We start from the raw sequence: 17,104 nt of genomic DNA, 5'->3' as shown, positions 1-17,104 counted from the left end.
CATGAACACTTACAAGGGTACCCGCAGTCTCCCCGTTCGCCTGGTAGAGCGCGCCATTGCGTTGTTCGAAGCCATTCCCCACAGCCTGATCGCATTCATCGCGCGCTTCTCGATTGCGGCGGTGTTCTGGAAATCCGGGCAAACCAAAGTCGAAGGCTTCGCAGTCGATCTGATCTCCGGCAACTTCGAGCTGGGCATGCCGCACCTGGCCGACTCGACCATTCCCTTGTTTCGAAGCGAATACCCGGTGCCGTTGCTTGCACCTGAAGTGGCGGCGCCCATGGCAGCCTTTGCCGAACACTTTTTTCCGCTCCTGATTCTGGTCGGCTTCGCCACCCGTTTCTCTGCGCTGGCGTTGCTGGGGATGACCCTGGTCATTCAGACATTCGTGTACCCCGACGCCTACCCTACCCACGGTACCTGGGCGGCGGTGCTGCTCTATCTGATGGCCCGTGGGCCAGGCGTGCTTTCGATCGATCACCTGATTGCCCGGCGCTAGAGTTTCTCCAATGCCTGGGTACTGCGCTGGAACCCCAGCCCACCAGGTAATCAGCCAACACCTCAACCCTCCTGGGTATGCCACCCTGGTACGGATGTTCTGGGCCCTTATTAACCGTTAGTTTTAATTTTATCGCTACGATTCATTGGCCACCGCCGCCGCATACCCGACATAATTTTCGACTGCGGATAGGGCGCCTATTGAGTTGTCTCCGGAATGTTCAATCCCGACAAGTAGTTACAGACCAAATGAGTGAATTTCCCCCTTATCTCGGCATGACCCCTTCATCGCACTATAAAAACCATGCAACTCATCACAAACTTCGCCATCAGGCAAGCTTGAAAAAACACCACAACCGCCTAAGGTCATGACTATCTTTGCAAGCGTAATCAACCGCACATAAAACCAGCCATTCAGGCGGGGGAGTCTATTTTTCTAAAAAAAACCAGACGCTGCTTTTAATTACTGAAACGGAAATAAGTCATAACAATCAAGAGGGATGCTTGATGAAGCGCAGCCGTTGGTATCGTGCGTTCTCGCATAGAGGGCCAGCCGAACATTTTTGGCTGTCATTGTTGTGCTTCTCAGGCCTGGTGATCGCCAGCTTCCTGTTGTTCGAACAACAGATCCAGGACTTCCTGACCCATCTCAACCTGTATCTGCCTTCGACCCCCACCCAGAAACTCAACTTGGCGCTGCTGCTGACCGCCCTGCTGGCGCTGGACGTAGTGCTACCTGTGCCTTCGAGCATGGTAGCGCTGCTGGCCGTGGCCATGCTTGGCAGTCTCGGCGGTTACCTGGTGATTTTCATTGGCCTGTGCCTGGGTGCCGGGTTGGGTTATGCACTGGGGGCCGGCTATTTTCGCCTGCTGTCCGGCCGCCTCGGCCTGCATAAGCGCCAGCCGGGGCAGCTGGCGTATCGGCTGGGCACGCTGTCGTTGATCTGCCTGCGCGGCGTGCCGGTATTGGCGGAAACCTCAGTGGTGGCCGCCGGTATGCAACGTTATCCGCTGCGCGCGTTTGTACTGGTCACCACCCTGGCCAATGCCGGCCTGGCACTGGCCTACTGCGTCATCGGCACCTTCCTCGTCGAGCAGAACGCGCTGCTGGTGACCATCCTCGCCAGCATGGTGCTGCCCGGGCTGTTTATCGCCGGGAACAGCCTGTTCAAGACCTTGCGCAGGCACGGCGCGGAGCAACCACTGCACGGGCGCTTCGAGGTCAGTTACGACTACCCGGTGGTGTTCACCGATCATCTGTTCGATCCGCTCAATCCCTGTCTGCACCGCCTGCTCACCGCCCAGCACATAGGCCCGGTGACTGTACTAGTGTTCGCCGATGAACAACTGTTGCAAAGTGCCCCACAACTGTTGGAACAGATCGATGCCTACTTTGCTGCCCATGCTGCGGATCTGCATTTGCAGGCTGCGCCGATTGCGGTTCCGGCCGGTGAACTGAGCAAGGATTCACAGGTGTTGCAGCAGCTGTACACCGACATGCTGCAACATGGGCTGGACCGGCATTGCTATGTCCTGGCCCTGGGTGGTGGCGCGGTGCTGGATTCGGTGGGCTACGCCTGCGCCACCTTCCACCGCGGCATTCGCCTGATCCGCATCCCGAGCACGGTGCTGGCCCAGAACGACGCTGGCATCGGTGTGAAAAACGGCATCAATGCCTTCGGCCAGAAGAACCTGCTTGGGGCCTTCTACCCCGCCACTGCGGTGATCAATGACTTCCAGCTGTTGACCAGCCTGACTCGCCGCGACCAGATCGCCGGGCTGGCCGAGGCGGTAAAGGTGGCGCTGATCAAGGACCAGGCATTCTTCCAATGGATGGAGCAACAGGCCGACGCCCTCGCCCACTTCGATCACCCGGCCAGCCGCTATGCCATTCGCCGCTGCGCCGAACTGCACCTGGGGCACATCACCGGTGCCGGAGACCCCTTCGAACGCGGTAACGGGCGGCCACTGGATTACGGGCACTGGGCCGCGCACAAACTGGAAAATCTCAGTCACCACCGGCTGCGCCATGGCGAAGCCGTGGCGGTAGGCATGGCCCTGGATGGACTCTATGCCAATGCCCTTGGGCTGTTGAGCGATGCCGACACTGAACGTGTTCTGTGCCTGTTGCTCAAGCTCGGTTTCAACCTGTGCCCGCCGGAACTGACCTTGAAAGATGCACAGGGGCGCTCACAGCTGTTGCTCGGGCTGGAGGAATTCCGCCAGCACTTGGGCGGGCAACTCTCCATCCCCATGCTCAGCCGGATCGGTGAGTCGGTAGACCTGCATGAAATCGATAGCGCGCGGATGGAGGAGGCGCTACAGCGGCTGTCCACCCGCAGCGGTATAGCGCTCACCCTGAGCGAGGGCTGCGCGCAATGAGCCAGACACCGCTGAACCTGAAGACCTGGATGACCCTGGGCCGGGTGTCCAATCTGCCCACGGTGTGGACCAACACCCTGGCCGCCGCCCTGCTGTCCAGCAGCGCCTGTGCCCTGGCGCCGCCGTCGTCTCTGGTGTGGATCCTGCTGCTGGCCACACTTTCGCTGCTGTATCTGGCCGGCATGTTGTTGAACGATCTGCTGGACGCCGACTGGGACCAACAACACCATAACCCTCGCCCCATCATCCTGGGCTTGGTTAGCCGACAGCAGGTGGGCCTCACCACTGTGCTGTTGCTGATGATGGCCGCGGCCTCGGTGCTGGGCCTGAGCCGGCTGATCGATCAGCCGCGTTGGCTGCTGGGCAGCGTCACTCTGCTGGTGGGCTGCATCCTCGGCTACAACCTGCTGCACAAGAAATACGCCCACAGCGTTTGGCTGATGGGCGCCTGCCGCTCGGCTCTCTATCTCACTGCGGCGGCCAGCCTGGCGGTGCCACCGGAGCCGATCTGGCTCTGCGCCATTTTGCTGGGCGTCTACATCAGCGGCCTGACCTACCTGGCCCGCCAGGAACACCACAACCAGTTGCTCAGCCGTCTCCCCCTGATCCTGATGCTGAGCCCGCTGGCCCTGACGATCTATTCCAACAACTTCTGGTTTTGGCCGGTGCTGCTGCTCTGGCTTGGCTGGTTGGGCTGGCACTACTGGCACAACCTGGCCAACCCGCAGCAACGGCAGGTCCGCGCCTTTATCGGTGCCGGCCTGGCGGCCCTGCCACTGTTCGATGCCCTGGTGCTGGCCGTGGCCAACCAGCCTTTGGGCAGCCTGTTATGTGTTCTGGTGTTTTTCCTGCTCCCACACTTTCAGCGCTGGATCAAACCCACATGAAAATGGACGTCACTGCGCCGCCATCGGCGGCCCTCGAAATGCGCCACGACTGCCTCGCCGAACAACGCCAGGCCTTGACCCAACAGCTCGATGACGCCGAGCTGCAGTGGTGGCGCCAGGTACAGGAGCGGCTTGCCCAACACCCGGACGCCAATACCGCGGCGCTCTTGAGCAGCCAGTGCAAGCGCAACCTCCAGGAGCATGCACTGCCCAACAGTGGCGGCTGGAGCCACGTCCAACTGGCGCGGGCGTTGTTGCTGGCTCAGGTACTGGAGCAACACCCCCTGGTCGGGCAACTGCACTTGCTGCGCCAGCTGTTTCTGTGGGGCGACGATCAGGAAAAGACCGCCACCCTGAAAGCCCTCGACTGGCTCGATAGCCGTGGGCTGTGCGTGGAACTGGCGTTGCAGGCCGGGCGTACCAGTAACAGCCAGGTGTTTGCCGCCCTCGCCCTCGACACCCCCTACCCGTCACGTCACTACACTGAACGGGCCTTCCACCAACTGGTGCTAAAGGCACTGGGCATGGGGCTCGACGTACGACGCCTGATCGGCCTGACGCAACGAAAAAGCGTCACCCTCAACCAACTGGCCCTCGACCTGCTGGACGAGCAGCTCGCGGCCGAACGAATGGTGTCCGCCGGGCTGCCCCGGGTGATTGCCTTCAACCTGCTCAGCCCGGCGCAACACCAGCGCCTGGTCGGCCTGAGTCAGCAGCAACGCTTGCCGCCGGAATGGCGTGACCACCTGGCCGGTACCTCACCGAACTGATGCTCAACGGCTCCCTTCCTTTGACGAGGATTCACCATGCTCAAGTACTTCGACCCGCATATTCATATGGTCAGCCGCACCACCGATGACTACCAGAACATGGCGGCCGCCGGCATCACCGGGGTTATCGAGCCGGCCTTCTGGCAGGGCCAGGCCAGGACCAGTGTCGGCAGTTTCATCGACTACTTCGACACCCTGTTGGGCTGGGAGCGCTTTCGCGCCAGCATGTTCGGCATCCATCACTTCTGCACCATCGGCCTCAACCCCAAGGAGGCCAATGACTTGTCAGTGGCCAATGAGGTGCTGGAGATTCTGCCGCGCTATCTGGTGAAAGACGGCGTCGTGGCGGTCGGCGAAATCGGCTACGACGACATCACTCCCGAGGAGGATCGCTTTCTCGCCGCTCAGCTGGAGCTGGCCAAGCAATTCAATTTGCCGGTGCTGGTGCACACCCCGCACCGCGACAAGATCGGCGGCACCAAACGCACCCTGGCAGTGATTCGCGAAGTGGGGATTGCCGAGCATCTGGTGATCATCGACCACCTCAATGAACTGACTCTGCCTCTGGTGCTGGACAGCGACTGTTGGCGCGGCCACTCCATCTACCCCAACACCAAAATGTCGGAACAGCGCATGGTCGCCCTGCTCAAGGAGTACGGCACCGAAAAAATGGTGGTCAACAGTGCCGCCGACTGGGGCATCAGCGACCCGCTCAAGGTTCCCAAGACCGGCCAGGCGATGTTGGCAGCCGGCTTCAGCGAAGCCCAGGTCGAACAGGTGCTGTTCCACAACCCGGTGGACTTCTTTGCCCAGAGCGGCCAACTGGACAAAGCCCTGGTCAGCACACCGCTGCCCATCGACCAGCGTCGGCAGTGGCAGGAAAACTCCGCCCTGCGCGGGCAGGAACCGGTGATCAAATGAGTGCCGGTATCGGGTGGACGGCCACGCAGGTCGGGTATTGCAGCAACGTGCACCCGACCCGTGACCTGACCGGGTTACGGTCCTCCATTGAACAGCACTTCCAGGGCGTGCGAACCCTGCGTGGGCTGGGCGAACAGGACAGTGGCCTGTGGATCTGTGCCCGCGCCGCGGCCGAATTACAGCAGGTATCGGCACGTGCGCAGTTCCTGGATCTGCTGCAGCGCAGCGGGTTACGGCTGACCTCGCTGAACGGTTTTCCCTATGGTGAATTTCATCAGGGCGCGGTGAAAGCCGAAGTCTATCTGCCCAATTGGGCCGACCCGCAACGGCTGGCGTACAGCCTGGATCTGGCGCGGATCCTGGCGTACGCGTTGCCGCCCTACTGCCGCCAGGGAGTGATTTCCAGCGTGCCGCTGGGCTATGCCGCCACCTGGACCCCGGCGTTACAGGAGCGCGCCGACGACCACCTAAGCCAACTCACGGCCGCACTGGCCAGGCTGCACCGGGAAACCGGCAAGAAAATCGTGTTCTGCCTGGAGATGGAGCCGGACTGCGTACTGGAAAACACCGACCAGGCCATCGCCTTCTTTCGCCGCAGGCAAGCCACTGACCCGAACCATGAATACCTGGCGCTGTGTTTTGATGTGTGCCACCAGGCGGTGATATTCGAGGACTGCTATCAGTCCCTGGACAGGCTGCGGCACGCACAGGTGCCCGTCGGCAAAATTCAGCTGTCCAACGCAATGATTTGTCGACTGCCGCCTCAGGACGACCACCGGCGCGAACACGTTCTCGAGACACTGAGCAACTTTGCTGAAACCACCTACCTGCATCAGGTGAAAGCGCGCGATACACAGGGCCGCTTGATGGCCTGGGCGGACCTTCCCGCCGCACTCGTCGATTGCGCAACGCACCCGGGGCAATACCGCGAGCTGAGGATTCATTTCCACATTCCACTGTTCAGCGAACACCTGCTGTTGCCCGAACTCAGCGGCAGTCAGATCGCCCTGGCGCAGACCTTCGACTATCTGGCCCGTCATGGGGATTTTCGGCCGGTGCTGGAAGTGGAAACCTACAGTTGGGGCGTGCTGCCTGCCCAGCTGCGCCCTACCACCGAACACGCCCAACTCCAGGGGATCGCCGCCGAACTGCACTGGGTCGAAGACCAACTGCGGCAGCGGAACTTGCTGCAACCCCAAGTGCATGGAGCGTACGCCCATGCCCTCTGATCACCCGCGCCAGCCGCTGCTGCTGATCAATGTGGTCGGGTTGACGCCATCGCTGTTGGGCGCGGCGACGCCGCACATCAATGCCCTGCTGAAAACCGCAAATATGGCCAATCTGCAACCGGTATTCCCGGCCGTCACCTCAACGGTGCAGGCCTCGATCCTCACCGGTGCGCCACCGTCGGAGCACGGTATCGTCGGCAATGGCTGGTATTTTCGCGATCAGGCCGAAGTCCGCTTCTGGCTGCAACCCAACGCACTGATCCAGGGTGAAAAGGTCTGGCAGACACTCAAGCGTGAACTGCCGGGGTTTCGCTGCAGCCAGTTGTTCTGGTGGTACAACATGTACGCGGACGTGGATGCCGCCATCACCCCGCGCCCTCACTACCCAGCCGATGGCCGCAAGATATTCGGCCTGTATTCGTCACCGCCCTCATTGCACGAGCAGATCGAGCAGCAGATTGGTGAGTTCCCGTTTCCGGGTTTCTGGGGCCCGGCGGCCGGCATCGCGTCGAGCCGCTGGATCGTCGATTGCGCCATCGCCGAATTCCAGCTCGATCGACCCGACCTGCAATTGATCTATCTGCCCCATCTGGACTACAGCCTGCAGCGCCTGGGGCCCGATCATCCGTCGATTGCCGACGAGGTGCGGGCCATCGACACCGAAGTCGGCCGTCTGCTGACCTTCGCCGAGGCGCAAGGTGCGGCGGTGATGCTGCTGTCCGAGTACGGGATCGAAGCCGTCGAGCAATCGGTGTCCATCAACCGCGTATTGCGCGCGGAAGGCTTGTTGCAGGTGCGCCAATCGCTGAGCTGGGAATTGCTCGACCCCGGCGCCAGTGCGGCCTTTGCGGTGGCTGATCATCAGATCGCCCATGTCTACGTGAAGCAGGCGCAGGACATCCCCTGCGTCAAAGCGTTGTTGCAGCGCCAACCCGGCATCGAGCAGGTGCTGGATAAGGCCGAACAACGCGCCTGGCAGCTGGATCATCCGCGCAGCGGCGAGTTGGTGGCCGTGGCGGCAGCGGGTCATTGGTTCGATTACTACTACTGGTTTGATGACCGCAAGGCCCCCGACTTTGCCCGCACCGTGGACATCCATCGCAAGCCCGGCTACGACCCGCTGGAGCTGTTTATCGACCCGGCGATTCGTTTCCCCAAACTGAAAGTGGCGCGCCGCCTGCTGCAGAAAAAGCTCGGCTTTCGCTACTACATGGACTTGATTCCGCTGGACACCAGACTGGTCCGCGGCAGCCATGGCCGCCTGCCCAGCAGTGAGCAAACTGGCCCGCTGCTGATCACCAATTGTGATCTGTCGTTACCGCAGCACCTTGCGGCCACGGCAGTGAAGCAACTGCTCCTGGAGCATTTCTTGGGGCACCCACACACCGAACTGGCCAATGCCAAGGAGCTTCCATGCGGCGAGCCTTCTCTATAACTGTTCTAAGTGCACTGGCCGGGTTGGCTCAGGCCCAGGACACCAACACCTTCGACTGCACCAACTTCCTGCAGTTTGGAGGTAGCGTCGACAAGACCCGGGCCGCGTTTGCCCAGAGCCCCGAGACCCTGGCCTGGAACTGGTTTGCCTGCCTGAATCAGCCCGCCGCCGCGCAAAGTCCCGACCGGGTCTGGGAAACCATGAAGCCTTCGGATCAGGTCTACCTGAGCAACGGCGCTCAACCCCTGCCGTACGCCCAGCGCGTGCCTCTGCCACCCGCTGTGCTTGCGCAGGCCCAGACACTGGGCATGAACGTCAGTCGCACATTCCACAACCTCAACGCCACGCAACAGGTGGACGGGCTACTCCTGGAAATGGGCGGCCAGGTGCCAAAGACCCAGAAAGGCCAACCGGTGCGCTTCCAGCTGTTGATGGGCCAGGACACGTTCAACTACATCGTGCAGAAAAAGGTCTACAACGTGAATGGCCAAGCCGACCTGACCAGCGACCTGGCCTTCCCCTCCAGCGCCTGGGAATTGAAAGCCGCCTGGCTATGGATCGGCAACAACCCGAGCTACCAGCAGCAATTGGCAAACGATGGCTACTACATCGCCCAGACCTACTATCAGCAAGGTAATCAGTACCTGGTCGGCTATGCCGCGCTGAGCGGCTTGCATGTGATCAACAAGCTGAACCCCGACTGGGTCTGGACCACCTTCGAAAACCGCAATAACAGCAAGTACACCGTGACCAATGCGGTCCCGCCCACCCCGATGACCAACAGCACCGGGCCGACGCCGGCGGCACAACCGGTGAACACGAGCTTCCAGGCCAAATATTCTGCGTTGGCGCAGTACGAGTTGATCGGCGTCCAGTCCACGACAACGCCGACACTGCTCGCCAACTCTCAGCTTGAATCAGCGTTCCAGAGCGAGTCCTCGTGTTTTGCCTGCCACGGTACGGCCGCGTACTCACCCAAGCAGGGCTACTTCAATTTCGCCCTCAAAGAACAGGGCGGCATTGTGTACCCCACCGCCCCACTGCCGGCCACCGACTTTGTCGGTTACCACAAACTGGACTTTGTCTGGTCGCTGAAGCGCGCCCAGTGGCAACGCTAAGGAGCATGACATGAGCGTATTGAATTTCCCCCGCATCTACCTCAACGGCCATATGTTCTGGAACCCGCCGACGGCCAACAACAACGATATGTACCCGCTCTACGATGCGGTGAAGATGCAGATGAACTGGCGGTTCCTGAAGGCCTTCAACATCACTCCGGAGAATGCCGCGAGCACACTGCTGCCCTGGACGATCACCCCGCTGCCGGTCAACCAGATTCCCGACTACGTCCTGCAAGTGCCGGGCAATGCCGGGCAGCTGACCACGCCGATGATTCCCGGAGAATGGAACCTGTTTGGTGACAACGCCTGCGGCACCGTCAGCTATAACCAAACCCAATCGGTGATCATCGGCGGAGAACTCCCGAACGGTGGCTACGTGGACCAGGATGCGCTGATCAACCAGAGCTTCCAGTTGCTCGGCAATCCGTTTGGCGGCAACGGCCCCAGCCCGGCGCGCTTTGTCGACGTGAGCCCCTGGCAGAACACCTTCACCGCGCTGTACTTCGACAAGCTGGTACTGGGCAACCACCAATGCGGCCTGACGCTCAATCGCCATCACCGCATGCTTGATCGCTTCCTGAACTTCAACTGGGCAAACCTGGGTGGCCTGAGCTACGTCACCACCACTTGGCAGACCTGCTTCCCGAAAGAAAACCTGGCGTGGGTGGTCGGCAACTCGGCCTTGCTGCAAAACCTGCAGGCGCAGATGGAACAACAAAAGGCCAAGGGGCTGATGTTCCGCTTTTCCACCTACCTGACGTGCTACGACAAGAACGGCATTTTCAATAACTACCCACCCATCGACACCCACACCTCCAGCCCCGAGGCCCTGGCCAAGGTGCAGGCGATGTATCGCCAAGGGCTGGACAACGTCGGCGATATTTTCTTCAACCCGGCCTATAGCCGTACGGTCGGCACCTTGGGCCTGTGGTTTGACGATGAATTTCCCACCGCACCGGCGGGCAGGCGCCTGGTGCCGGCAAGCCCAGTGCCCATTTACAAGACCACGCCGGATAAATCGACCCAGGTGAAACTCGGCGTGATCTCGGCACAGGCCCATGGCGATACCTTGTCGCTGGATCTGACCAACGCCTTTCCGTTCTATCCGATCGACAAGACGGCCGACATCCCGGTGGCGGCAAAGTACCAGGCCGGAAACTACCAAGTGGGCATACGCCAGGGCGGGCAATTCAGCCCGCTGGCCAGTTTTGGCTATGACGACTATCAACAGGCGGCGTTCGACAAACGCTCGGGCATCCTGGACCTGCCACTCACCGTCGAGGCACAGACACAGCTGCAAACAGGCTCGCTGGAGCTGCAACTGCAGGGCGCCACAACCCTGCCGGCCGCGACCCAGCAGATGTGGACCGCCGAAGTGGTCGAGAGCGCAAGCTTCATCGACGTGGGCGACACCAGGACGCTGCAGATCATGGTGCAATACGACGGCCTGCCGGCACCGGCCGGCACCGTGTTGTGGGTGGCGGAGTACGGTAATGCCTACATGCTGTGCACCACCGATTACTACTTGACGTTCAGCAACGCGGCCGACTTTACGTTGTTCAACAACGACCCGGAAAACCCCAGCAACAACAGCGCTAACCTGCCGCAATTTACCGGCGCTTCTGCGCTACTCGGTCAGGTGACCGAGGGCACGGGCCGCCAGCTCATGGCGACTCGGGTCGCCGAGGCATCCGATCAACTGGTACCGGTGACCTACCAGCAATTCCTGCCGACACCCGCCTCTGTCGCCTTGAGCCCCTGCCTGTCGCTCGACAACCCGATTGCCATGCAAGGAATGCTGCAAGATTCCCTGAACAGCACCGTGCAATACAGCCTGACAAAGGTGCAGACCGACGCCCATGGCATCGCAAAGCTGACCGTCAAGGCACAGGCGCCGGGCTTCCCGACCTTGCGTTTCTTCGTGCAGGAAGGTCAGCAGCCACCCGTCATTCCCTTCAGTTTCCCGCTCAACCAGGCCTTTACCGACTTCCTCGCACCGCTGCGCATCCTGCCGCTGGAGCCGCAGATGCAGCAGGACTTTGTCAATGAATGGAACCGCATTTATCAGCGCGAGGACGCCGGCGTCGTGATCTGGGAGACTTTTATCTACCCACGCATCCTGCAGCCCTTCTATTACCTGTACCCGATCATGAGCAAGTACATGCCGCTCAATTCGCTGGAACGGATAGAGGGCGCCGTCGACCAACTGATTGTGTTGATCAGCAAGGCGTATCAGGAAGAAAGCACCCTGGCGATGCCCATTACTCGGGATATGCCGCAAAGCCGTCGCGCGGTATTGGAGCTTTGGGCGCAGGCCCTGCTGAAACGCAATTACCCGCCCTTTCCGCTCAGCATGAGCGACTACAAGTAAGCGTCAAACAGGACCACCGGGTGACGAGCCTGTCACCCGGCACTACACAGGAGTGTCATATGAAAGCCAGCCGCATGAACCGACTGTTGCTACTGACCCTGCTGCTCAGCCCGTCCCTTTTCGCTCAGGATGACAGCGGCGCCGTCTACTTCACCATGGGGGTGCACAACACCCTGGGGTGCAATGAACAGAACGGTAACTGCATCGCCAAACGCGCGCCCAGCGATCCTTCCGATCCATTTTTCCCAGCCTACTGGATCAGCGACTGGACCCTGTACCGGGTGACGCATAACTACGAGAAAAATCCGCCGCCCTACAGCAACCCACCCACCACCCTCACCCCGGCGGACTACACCATCTCCCGCGGGACTAGCTACTACGACACCACCTATATCCCGGCGGATGGCGACGGCTTCGGCGCCATGATGGAACACTATGAGAAGTACTGTCTGCCGATCTTCCCGATCAAGGACAACAACTACACCTGCTCCTTCGTGTCCCTGGGCAACAAGGCGTACTTCCTGACTTACCCGCAAGACCGCCCCAAGGACATGCCGGCCTGCTGCATGTTTTCACCGATGAACCATCCGCCACGGCAAGACTTCATCGAACATCTGCCCTACAGCGCCGAACGCAGCAAAAACCTCGGCGCCAGCGTGCAGGCCTACGCCCTGGACCTCGATTCCCCCCAAGGTCCCATCCTGTTCGGCTATGCCTTTTACAAAAAACAGTCGGGACAACCACCCTACCGGCCGCCCCAGTCGTTCTTTTTTTCGGGGGACACCCGCGTAGCCAACGCGCCGATCGTCAGCCAGAACTACACCAACTTCCGCATCGCCAGACCGGACCCAACCCAGACCTGGGCACAGGTGGCCGCCATGTGCCCGTCGAATCCGCCGCCCTGTCAATTGTTCGAGCCGCCGGCTTCACAGAGCAACGGCCACAAGGCGCAGTGGAACAAGCTCATGCAGCGCAACCCCTGACTAACGACGAAGGATCGCCATGAAAACCACACTCTGTCTCTGCGTGATGTTACTGGGCCTGGCCAGCCTGCCGGCCCTGGCCCGGGAACAGACCATGCCGTCGACGCTGGCCAGCAACTTGAATTGTCAGCCCCCCACCTCTGCGCCGGCCGCTACGGCCAGCCAGGATCTGTTCGATCAATACAGCTGGCAGATGTTTATCGCCTTGAACTGGCCGGCCCAGGACGGGCAACGAGGTAATCCCGACTGCAGCAAACAGCCAGGAGATCCCGGATACACCGTGTGGCAGACCTACAAGACCGTGGAGGAAATCTTTCTGCCGCAAGGGGCCAACCCTGGCCCGTGGAATACCCCGTTGACCGCCAAAAGCCTGGGCATCATCAACATCGCAGCGCTGAAGAACAGCACGCTGGTGAATACCATCGACCAGGCCGTCGGCGGTTGGCTGATCGACCAGGCCGGTAACCCGACCTACTACGACATCTCGGCCAACCAGACCTCCTACAACTACATCGTCACCAACAGTTTCTACAACGCGAATGTCGTTTCCAAAGCCAACACTATCAACTTCCCCAATGGGGTCATCGAGGTCAAATCCAGCTGGCGCATCCTCACGCCCCGTGACAACGCCAGCCACTACCTGACCATGCTCGCGCGCGTGGCCAAGTTCAATGACCAGGGCCAGCGCATTGGGGTCACCGAGGCTTACCTGGGCCTGGTCGGCCTGCATATCATCACCAAGGTGAACGGGTATCCACAGTGGATCTGGTCGACGTTCGAGCAGGTCGAAAACGTTCCGCCCAAGGTGAAGGTGAACGGCCAGTGGATCGACCAGCCGGCAGCCGGCACTGCCTATTCCTACTTCAACCCCGCCGCCCCCGCCGCTGCCCTGAATCAGTCGCCCTGCGCCTGGCAGACCCAGGGCGCACACCTGGTCTGCGTGCCCAAGCCCGGCACCACGTTCCAGACGCCAAACCCGCTGAACCGCGTTACCCCGATTGCCGATGTCACCAACTGGGTGAACGCCAACTACCGCGCCGACCCGGGGCTGCAACGCAGCGTGTTGAAGTATTACCAGCTCATCACCACCCAGCGCCCGCTGATGCCGAACAACCCCAGCAATCCATTGGGCCAGCCGACACCGTCGCTCTCGGCCAACGTGACCATGGAGAGCTACATCCAGCCCAACAGCAGCTGCATGAGTTGCCACTCCATGGCGACACCGGTGAAGAGTCCCTACAAGTCGGACTTCTCCTACCTGTTCAAATTCGCCAATGCACCCGTCGCCAACCCCTCCAGGGACAAGGAATAGATCATGAGCATCCTGAACGGACCACGACTGAATTTCTGGGGTGGCATCCGCACGGATGTCAGCTTGCCGAACAACTCACCTACCATCCCGTACGGTGGCAAACTGGATTGGCCGCTCTTCGACCTGACCACCTCGACCCTGGCTCCGGGTGCCCAGCCTTACACCGACGACCAGTTGAACAACATGATCAATGCGCCCACCAGCGACTACTACACCGCCGGCGGCTGGAACCACTATGGGCAGCATGTGGTGGACATGCAGAACGCCCTGATCAGTTCCCAGGGCAATCCGGGCAGCATCAGCACGACGGGCGATCAGGTCGGCCAGCCGGTCTACCTGCTTGGCTCAGTGGACCCGGTGACCGGCCAGGGGCCTGTTTCCGGCCCGATGATGGTAGACCTGGACCCCACTGCCTCAACGACCACCCAGATATTCGTCGGCGGCCTGCAAATTGGCGGCAACGACAACATCCAGTTGCTGATTCGCTGTAATACCGTGTGCAGCAGTTTCGACGTGACGGGGCGCGTGCTGGAGCCCGCAAAAATGGACGCGCCGGGCTCCTTCCACGCCAGCGGCACGTTTCAGCTGACCTTTGCGCTGAGCAGCATCGTCAGTTGGAACCAGAACAGCAGTGGCCTGCGATCGATCATCCAGGCCCCAGGGGCAACGGGCATCGTCCTGCGTTTCGTCATGTTCGAGATGTGCCCTCAGATGACCACCGCGCAACTGGATGCCGATTACACCGCCGGTAAATACACGCCCAACCCGAGCATCGGCCGGGTCATCGGCACACTGGCCCCGGCGTTCGCCGGCGAGCCGCTGAGCTGCCAGCCGGGCCGGCAATTGGTCAACCCGGCCACGGGCAACGCCGCCTATGCAGCCCTGGGCAGCAGCGGACTGCTGAGCCTCGACATGGTGAACATCATTCCCAAGCAAACCTTCCGGGCCGTCAGGGACGACATCACCAGCCCCATCGGGCCGAATGCGAATTATGGTCCCGTCACTATTTCTGCCGGCACCACCGCGCTGACCACCCTCAACCCGACCAGCAGCCCCCTGGTCAACTACTACGTGTACGGCGGCATCGTCGACCTGCCCTTGAGTGCCAGCCAGCAGCAAGCCGTGAAGACCACACCGCTGGCCATCACTGCCCCCAACCAGGTTGCCGGGACCGCCCTTCAGGCGACCGAATCGACCTATCGGGTGTATGCCGATCAGCGCAACGTGTACCTGGAGGATTACCCCAAGGGCCTGTCGATCACCCTGCAGGTCAGGTATCTGGGCGGTCCGGTGCCCAACGCCACTGAAATAGACCTGAAACCAAGCCATACGGCGGTATACAAGAACAAGCAATACTGGGACTTCCTCAACTTTCCGACCTCGCTGACCGTGAACGCCGGCCAACTCGCCGTCAGTTTCCCCGTCACCCTCAAACCGGGCAGTGCGGCCCAGGCGGGTTTTGCCACCCTGACCTGCACGGCAAAAGGTTTTCCAGGCAGCGCCTTCTTCACCAACTTCCGCAAATACGCCCAGACCGACTTCGGCATCCCCAAGGGCACCACCATCACCTGGCAACAGATGTACCCGAACGTCTTGCGCTTTCACTACCTGGCCTTCCCCGCCATGTCGCGCTACATCCCGCTGAATCAACCCGACGCAATCATGGCCGCGAAGAACCCGATCCTCGCCCGCACCTCGGACGCCTACAAAGGCACCACGCTGTTCATGCCCGTGGTGCGCTCGATGTCGCCTTGTCAGCGGGCGCTGCTGCGGGCCTATCTCACTGGCGAACCGTGGCAACCGCCGCAGTAGTCGCGCCCATTCCTCGCCCATGGAGAGAGACCGATGACCGTTCCTATTCAAATCCCTGCGCACCCCAGCGAAACCCTACGCCCGAGCACACTTATCGCCGAAGGCCTGCTCAACCCGCGCGGCCTGTGCCTGCAAGCCGATGGCAGCCTGCTGCTGGCCGAGGCCGGCTCAGGCTTGCCGGACCAGCCCTTCAGTGGCCGTGTCAGTCGACTGCAACCGGACCCGCACCGGCTTGGCGCCTACCTGCCCGGTGAACTACTCGCGCAAGGTTTTCGCGCCATGAACATGCAGGCGCGCATGCTGCGTGATGAAATCATGGGCCTGTCGGACATCGCCTGCGGTGACGGGCGCTGCCTGGCCAGCCAGACCGATTATGTCGCAGGTTCCAAACTGCTGGACCTGCAATGCAGCCCGCCCGAGCCGGTGTTCCATAGTCGCGGCAATCTGAATGCGCTGTGCTACCACCCGACCCGCCGCAGTTGGCTGGCGGTCAAACCCGATACCAACCAGTTGGTGGAGTTCAGCAGCGGCCAGGATGAGCACGTGCTGGTGCAACTGCCCGAACTGGAGCAGGGCCAGGAAGCCGTCCCCGTCACCCTGGTGTACGAACCGGAGACAGACGCGGTGCTGATCAGCCTGTTCTCCGGAGAACTGCATGGGGACCCAGCCCGCAAGGGCATCGACTTTGCCGACAAGGCCGGCCAGGTGATTCGGGTTCACCCGGCCAGCGGGCAGATCGACGTGGTGATTCGCGGCCTGCAATTGCCCACCGGGCTGGCGCTGCGCCCGAACGGTAACCTGCTGGTGCTGGAGCTGTGCAGCCACCTGCAGCAACCCTTGCCACCGGAGTGGAACGGCGAACCGCTGCATGGCGGCTTTACCCGATTCACGGGTAGACTGTTGAGCTGCAACCTGCAAACAGCCCAAGTCGCCGTGCTCGCCCGCGGCCTCGATACCCCTTCCAACCTGTGCCTGTTGCAGGATGCGGTACTGGTGAGCGAAGGCATGGGATTAGCGGGCCGGCCACTGCCCACGCCAGACAACAACGTCGTCCCGTTGAGCGGCAGACTCCGCCGGGTGCAGCTCTGAAAAGCACGTGCCTGGTGCCAGTCCCATGTGGGCATAGGTATCTACACATCTATTATCGACGTGGTTGATCTATAGGGGCTCGCTCAGGACATCCCCTCCTGGCCTGGCACCCACGCAGTCATTAGGACCCGGCGGTAGGCTGGTTGCGCGATTTGATTGGCGAGCAAGCCCTGGATACATCCAAAACCAGAGCCTAAACTCTAAGGTCCGTTGCCGTTTCGTCGCCTTCACGGCATAGCGTGAACCCATCGTTTACAGGAGACCAGCATGAGCGAGCGATTGAGTGATAAAGGG

13 protein-coding genes and 1 pseudogene are annotated in these 17,104 nt (G+C 61.1%); 13 read left to right on the top strand and 1 reads right to left on the bottom strand.

The genetic code is table 11. From position 1 onward, the window contains the following. Position 1: 1 nt before the first annotated feature. Positions 2-499 carry a DoxX family protein gene (locus GUY40_RS22475; RefSeq protein WP_166571108.1) on the top strand — a complete coding sequence of 166 codons (498 nt, stop codon included), beginning with the start codon at positions 2-4 and terminating at the stop codon, positions 497-499. On the opposite strand, the pseudogene GUY40_RS28445 reads toward GUY40_RS22475, so the two are convergent. Next, positions 496-596, bottom strand: a pseudogene (locus GUY40_RS28445) (LysR family transcriptional regulator); the annotation flags it as partial. The gene GUY40_RS22475 and the pseudogene GUY40_RS28445 overlap by 4 nt on opposite strands. Positions 597-1,005: 409 nt before the next feature. Here GUY40_RS28445 and GUY40_RS22465 point away from each other — a divergent pair. Genes GUY40_RS22465 through GUY40_RS22410 form a run of 12 tightly spaced genes read left to right on the top strand, consistent with a single transcriptional unit; the run spans position 1,006 to position 16,810 of the window. Then, complete coding sequence (locus tag GUY40_RS22465) at positions 1,006-2,880, top strand: 3-dehydroquinate synthase (protein ID WP_166571107.1); 1,875 nt, start codon at positions 1,006-1,008, stop codon at positions 2,878-2,880. Then, a complete protein-coding gene (locus GUY40_RS22460) occupies positions 2,877-3,767 on the top strand; it encodes a UbiA family prenyltransferase (protein ID WP_166571106.1) in 891 nt (296 codons plus the stop codon). The genes GUY40_RS22465 and GUY40_RS22460 overlap by 4 nt, the downstream gene beginning before the upstream one ends. After that, positions 3,764-4,537 carry an EboA domain-containing protein gene (locus GUY40_RS22455; protein ID WP_166571105.1) on the top strand — a complete coding sequence of 258 codons (774 nt, stop codon included), beginning with the start codon at positions 3,764-3,766 and terminating at the stop codon, positions 4,535-4,537. Before GUY40_RS22460 ends, GUY40_RS22455 begins: the two co-directional genes overlap by 4 nt. Before the next feature lie 36 nt (positions 4,538-4,573). Then, positions 4,574-5,458, top strand: coding sequence for a TatD family hydrolase (locus tag GUY40_RS22450; protein WP_166571104.1), 885 nt, complete (start codon positions 4,574-4,576; stop codon positions 5,456-5,458). Then, on the top strand, positions 5,455-6,687 hold the full coding sequence (gene eboE / locus GUY40_RS22445) for a metabolite traffic protein EboE (protein WP_166571103.1): 1,233 nt from the start codon (positions 5,455-5,457) through the stop codon (positions 6,685-6,687). The genes GUY40_RS22450 and eboE overlap by 4 nt, the downstream gene beginning before the upstream one ends. Beyond that, a complete protein-coding gene (locus GUY40_RS22440) occupies positions 6,677-8,122 on the top strand; it encodes an alkaline phosphatase family protein (RefSeq protein ID WP_166571102.1) in 1,446 nt (481 codons plus the stop codon). The genes eboE and GUY40_RS22440 overlap by 11 nt, the downstream gene beginning before the upstream one ends. Beyond that, positions 8,101-9,240, top strand: coding sequence for a hypothetical protein (locus GUY40_RS22435; RefSeq protein ID WP_166571101.1), 1,140 nt, complete (start codon positions 8,101-8,103; stop codon positions 9,238-9,240). Before GUY40_RS22440 ends, GUY40_RS22435 begins: the two co-directional genes overlap by 22 nt. Before the next feature lie 10 nt (positions 9,241-9,250). Further along, a complete protein-coding gene (locus GUY40_RS22430; protein WP_166571100.1) occupies positions 9,251-11,614 on the top strand; it encodes a hypothetical protein in 2,364 nt (787 codons plus the stop codon). A gap of 59 nt (positions 11,615-11,673) precedes the next feature. Beyond that, positions 11,674-12,597, top strand: a complete 924-nt coding sequence (locus GUY40_RS22425; RefSeq protein ID WP_166571099.1) for a hypothetical protein — start codon at positions 11,674-11,676, stop codon at positions 12,595-12,597. Between the two features lie 19 nt (positions 12,598-12,616). Further along, positions 12,617-13,909: a hypothetical protein gene (locus GUY40_RS22420; RefSeq protein ID WP_166571098.1), complete on the top strand. Its 1,293-nt coding sequence runs from the start codon at positions 12,617-12,619 to the stop codon at positions 13,907-13,909. Between the two features lie 3 nt (positions 13,910-13,912). Beyond that, entirely contained in the window at positions 13,913-15,721 is a 1,809-nt protein-coding gene (locus GUY40_RS22415) for a hypothetical protein (RefSeq protein ID WP_166571097.1), read from the top strand. Between the two features lie 33 nt (positions 15,722-15,754). After that, positions 15,755-16,810 (top strand): hypothetical protein, encoded by a 1,056-nt coding sequence (locus GUY40_RS22410; protein ID WP_166571096.1) that lies wholly within the window; start codon positions 15,755-15,757, stop codon positions 16,808-16,810. Positions 16,811-17,104: the final 294 nt, after the last annotated feature.

Origin of the sequence: Pseudomonas sp. R5(2019), from assembly GCF_009905435.1 — a bacterium.
GTDB lineage: Bacteria > Pseudomonadota > Gammaproteobacteria > Pseudomonadales > Pseudomonadaceae > Aquipseudomonas.
Note: the sequence above shows the minus strand (reverse complement) of the source record. Positions and strands in the feature narration are given on the sequence as shown.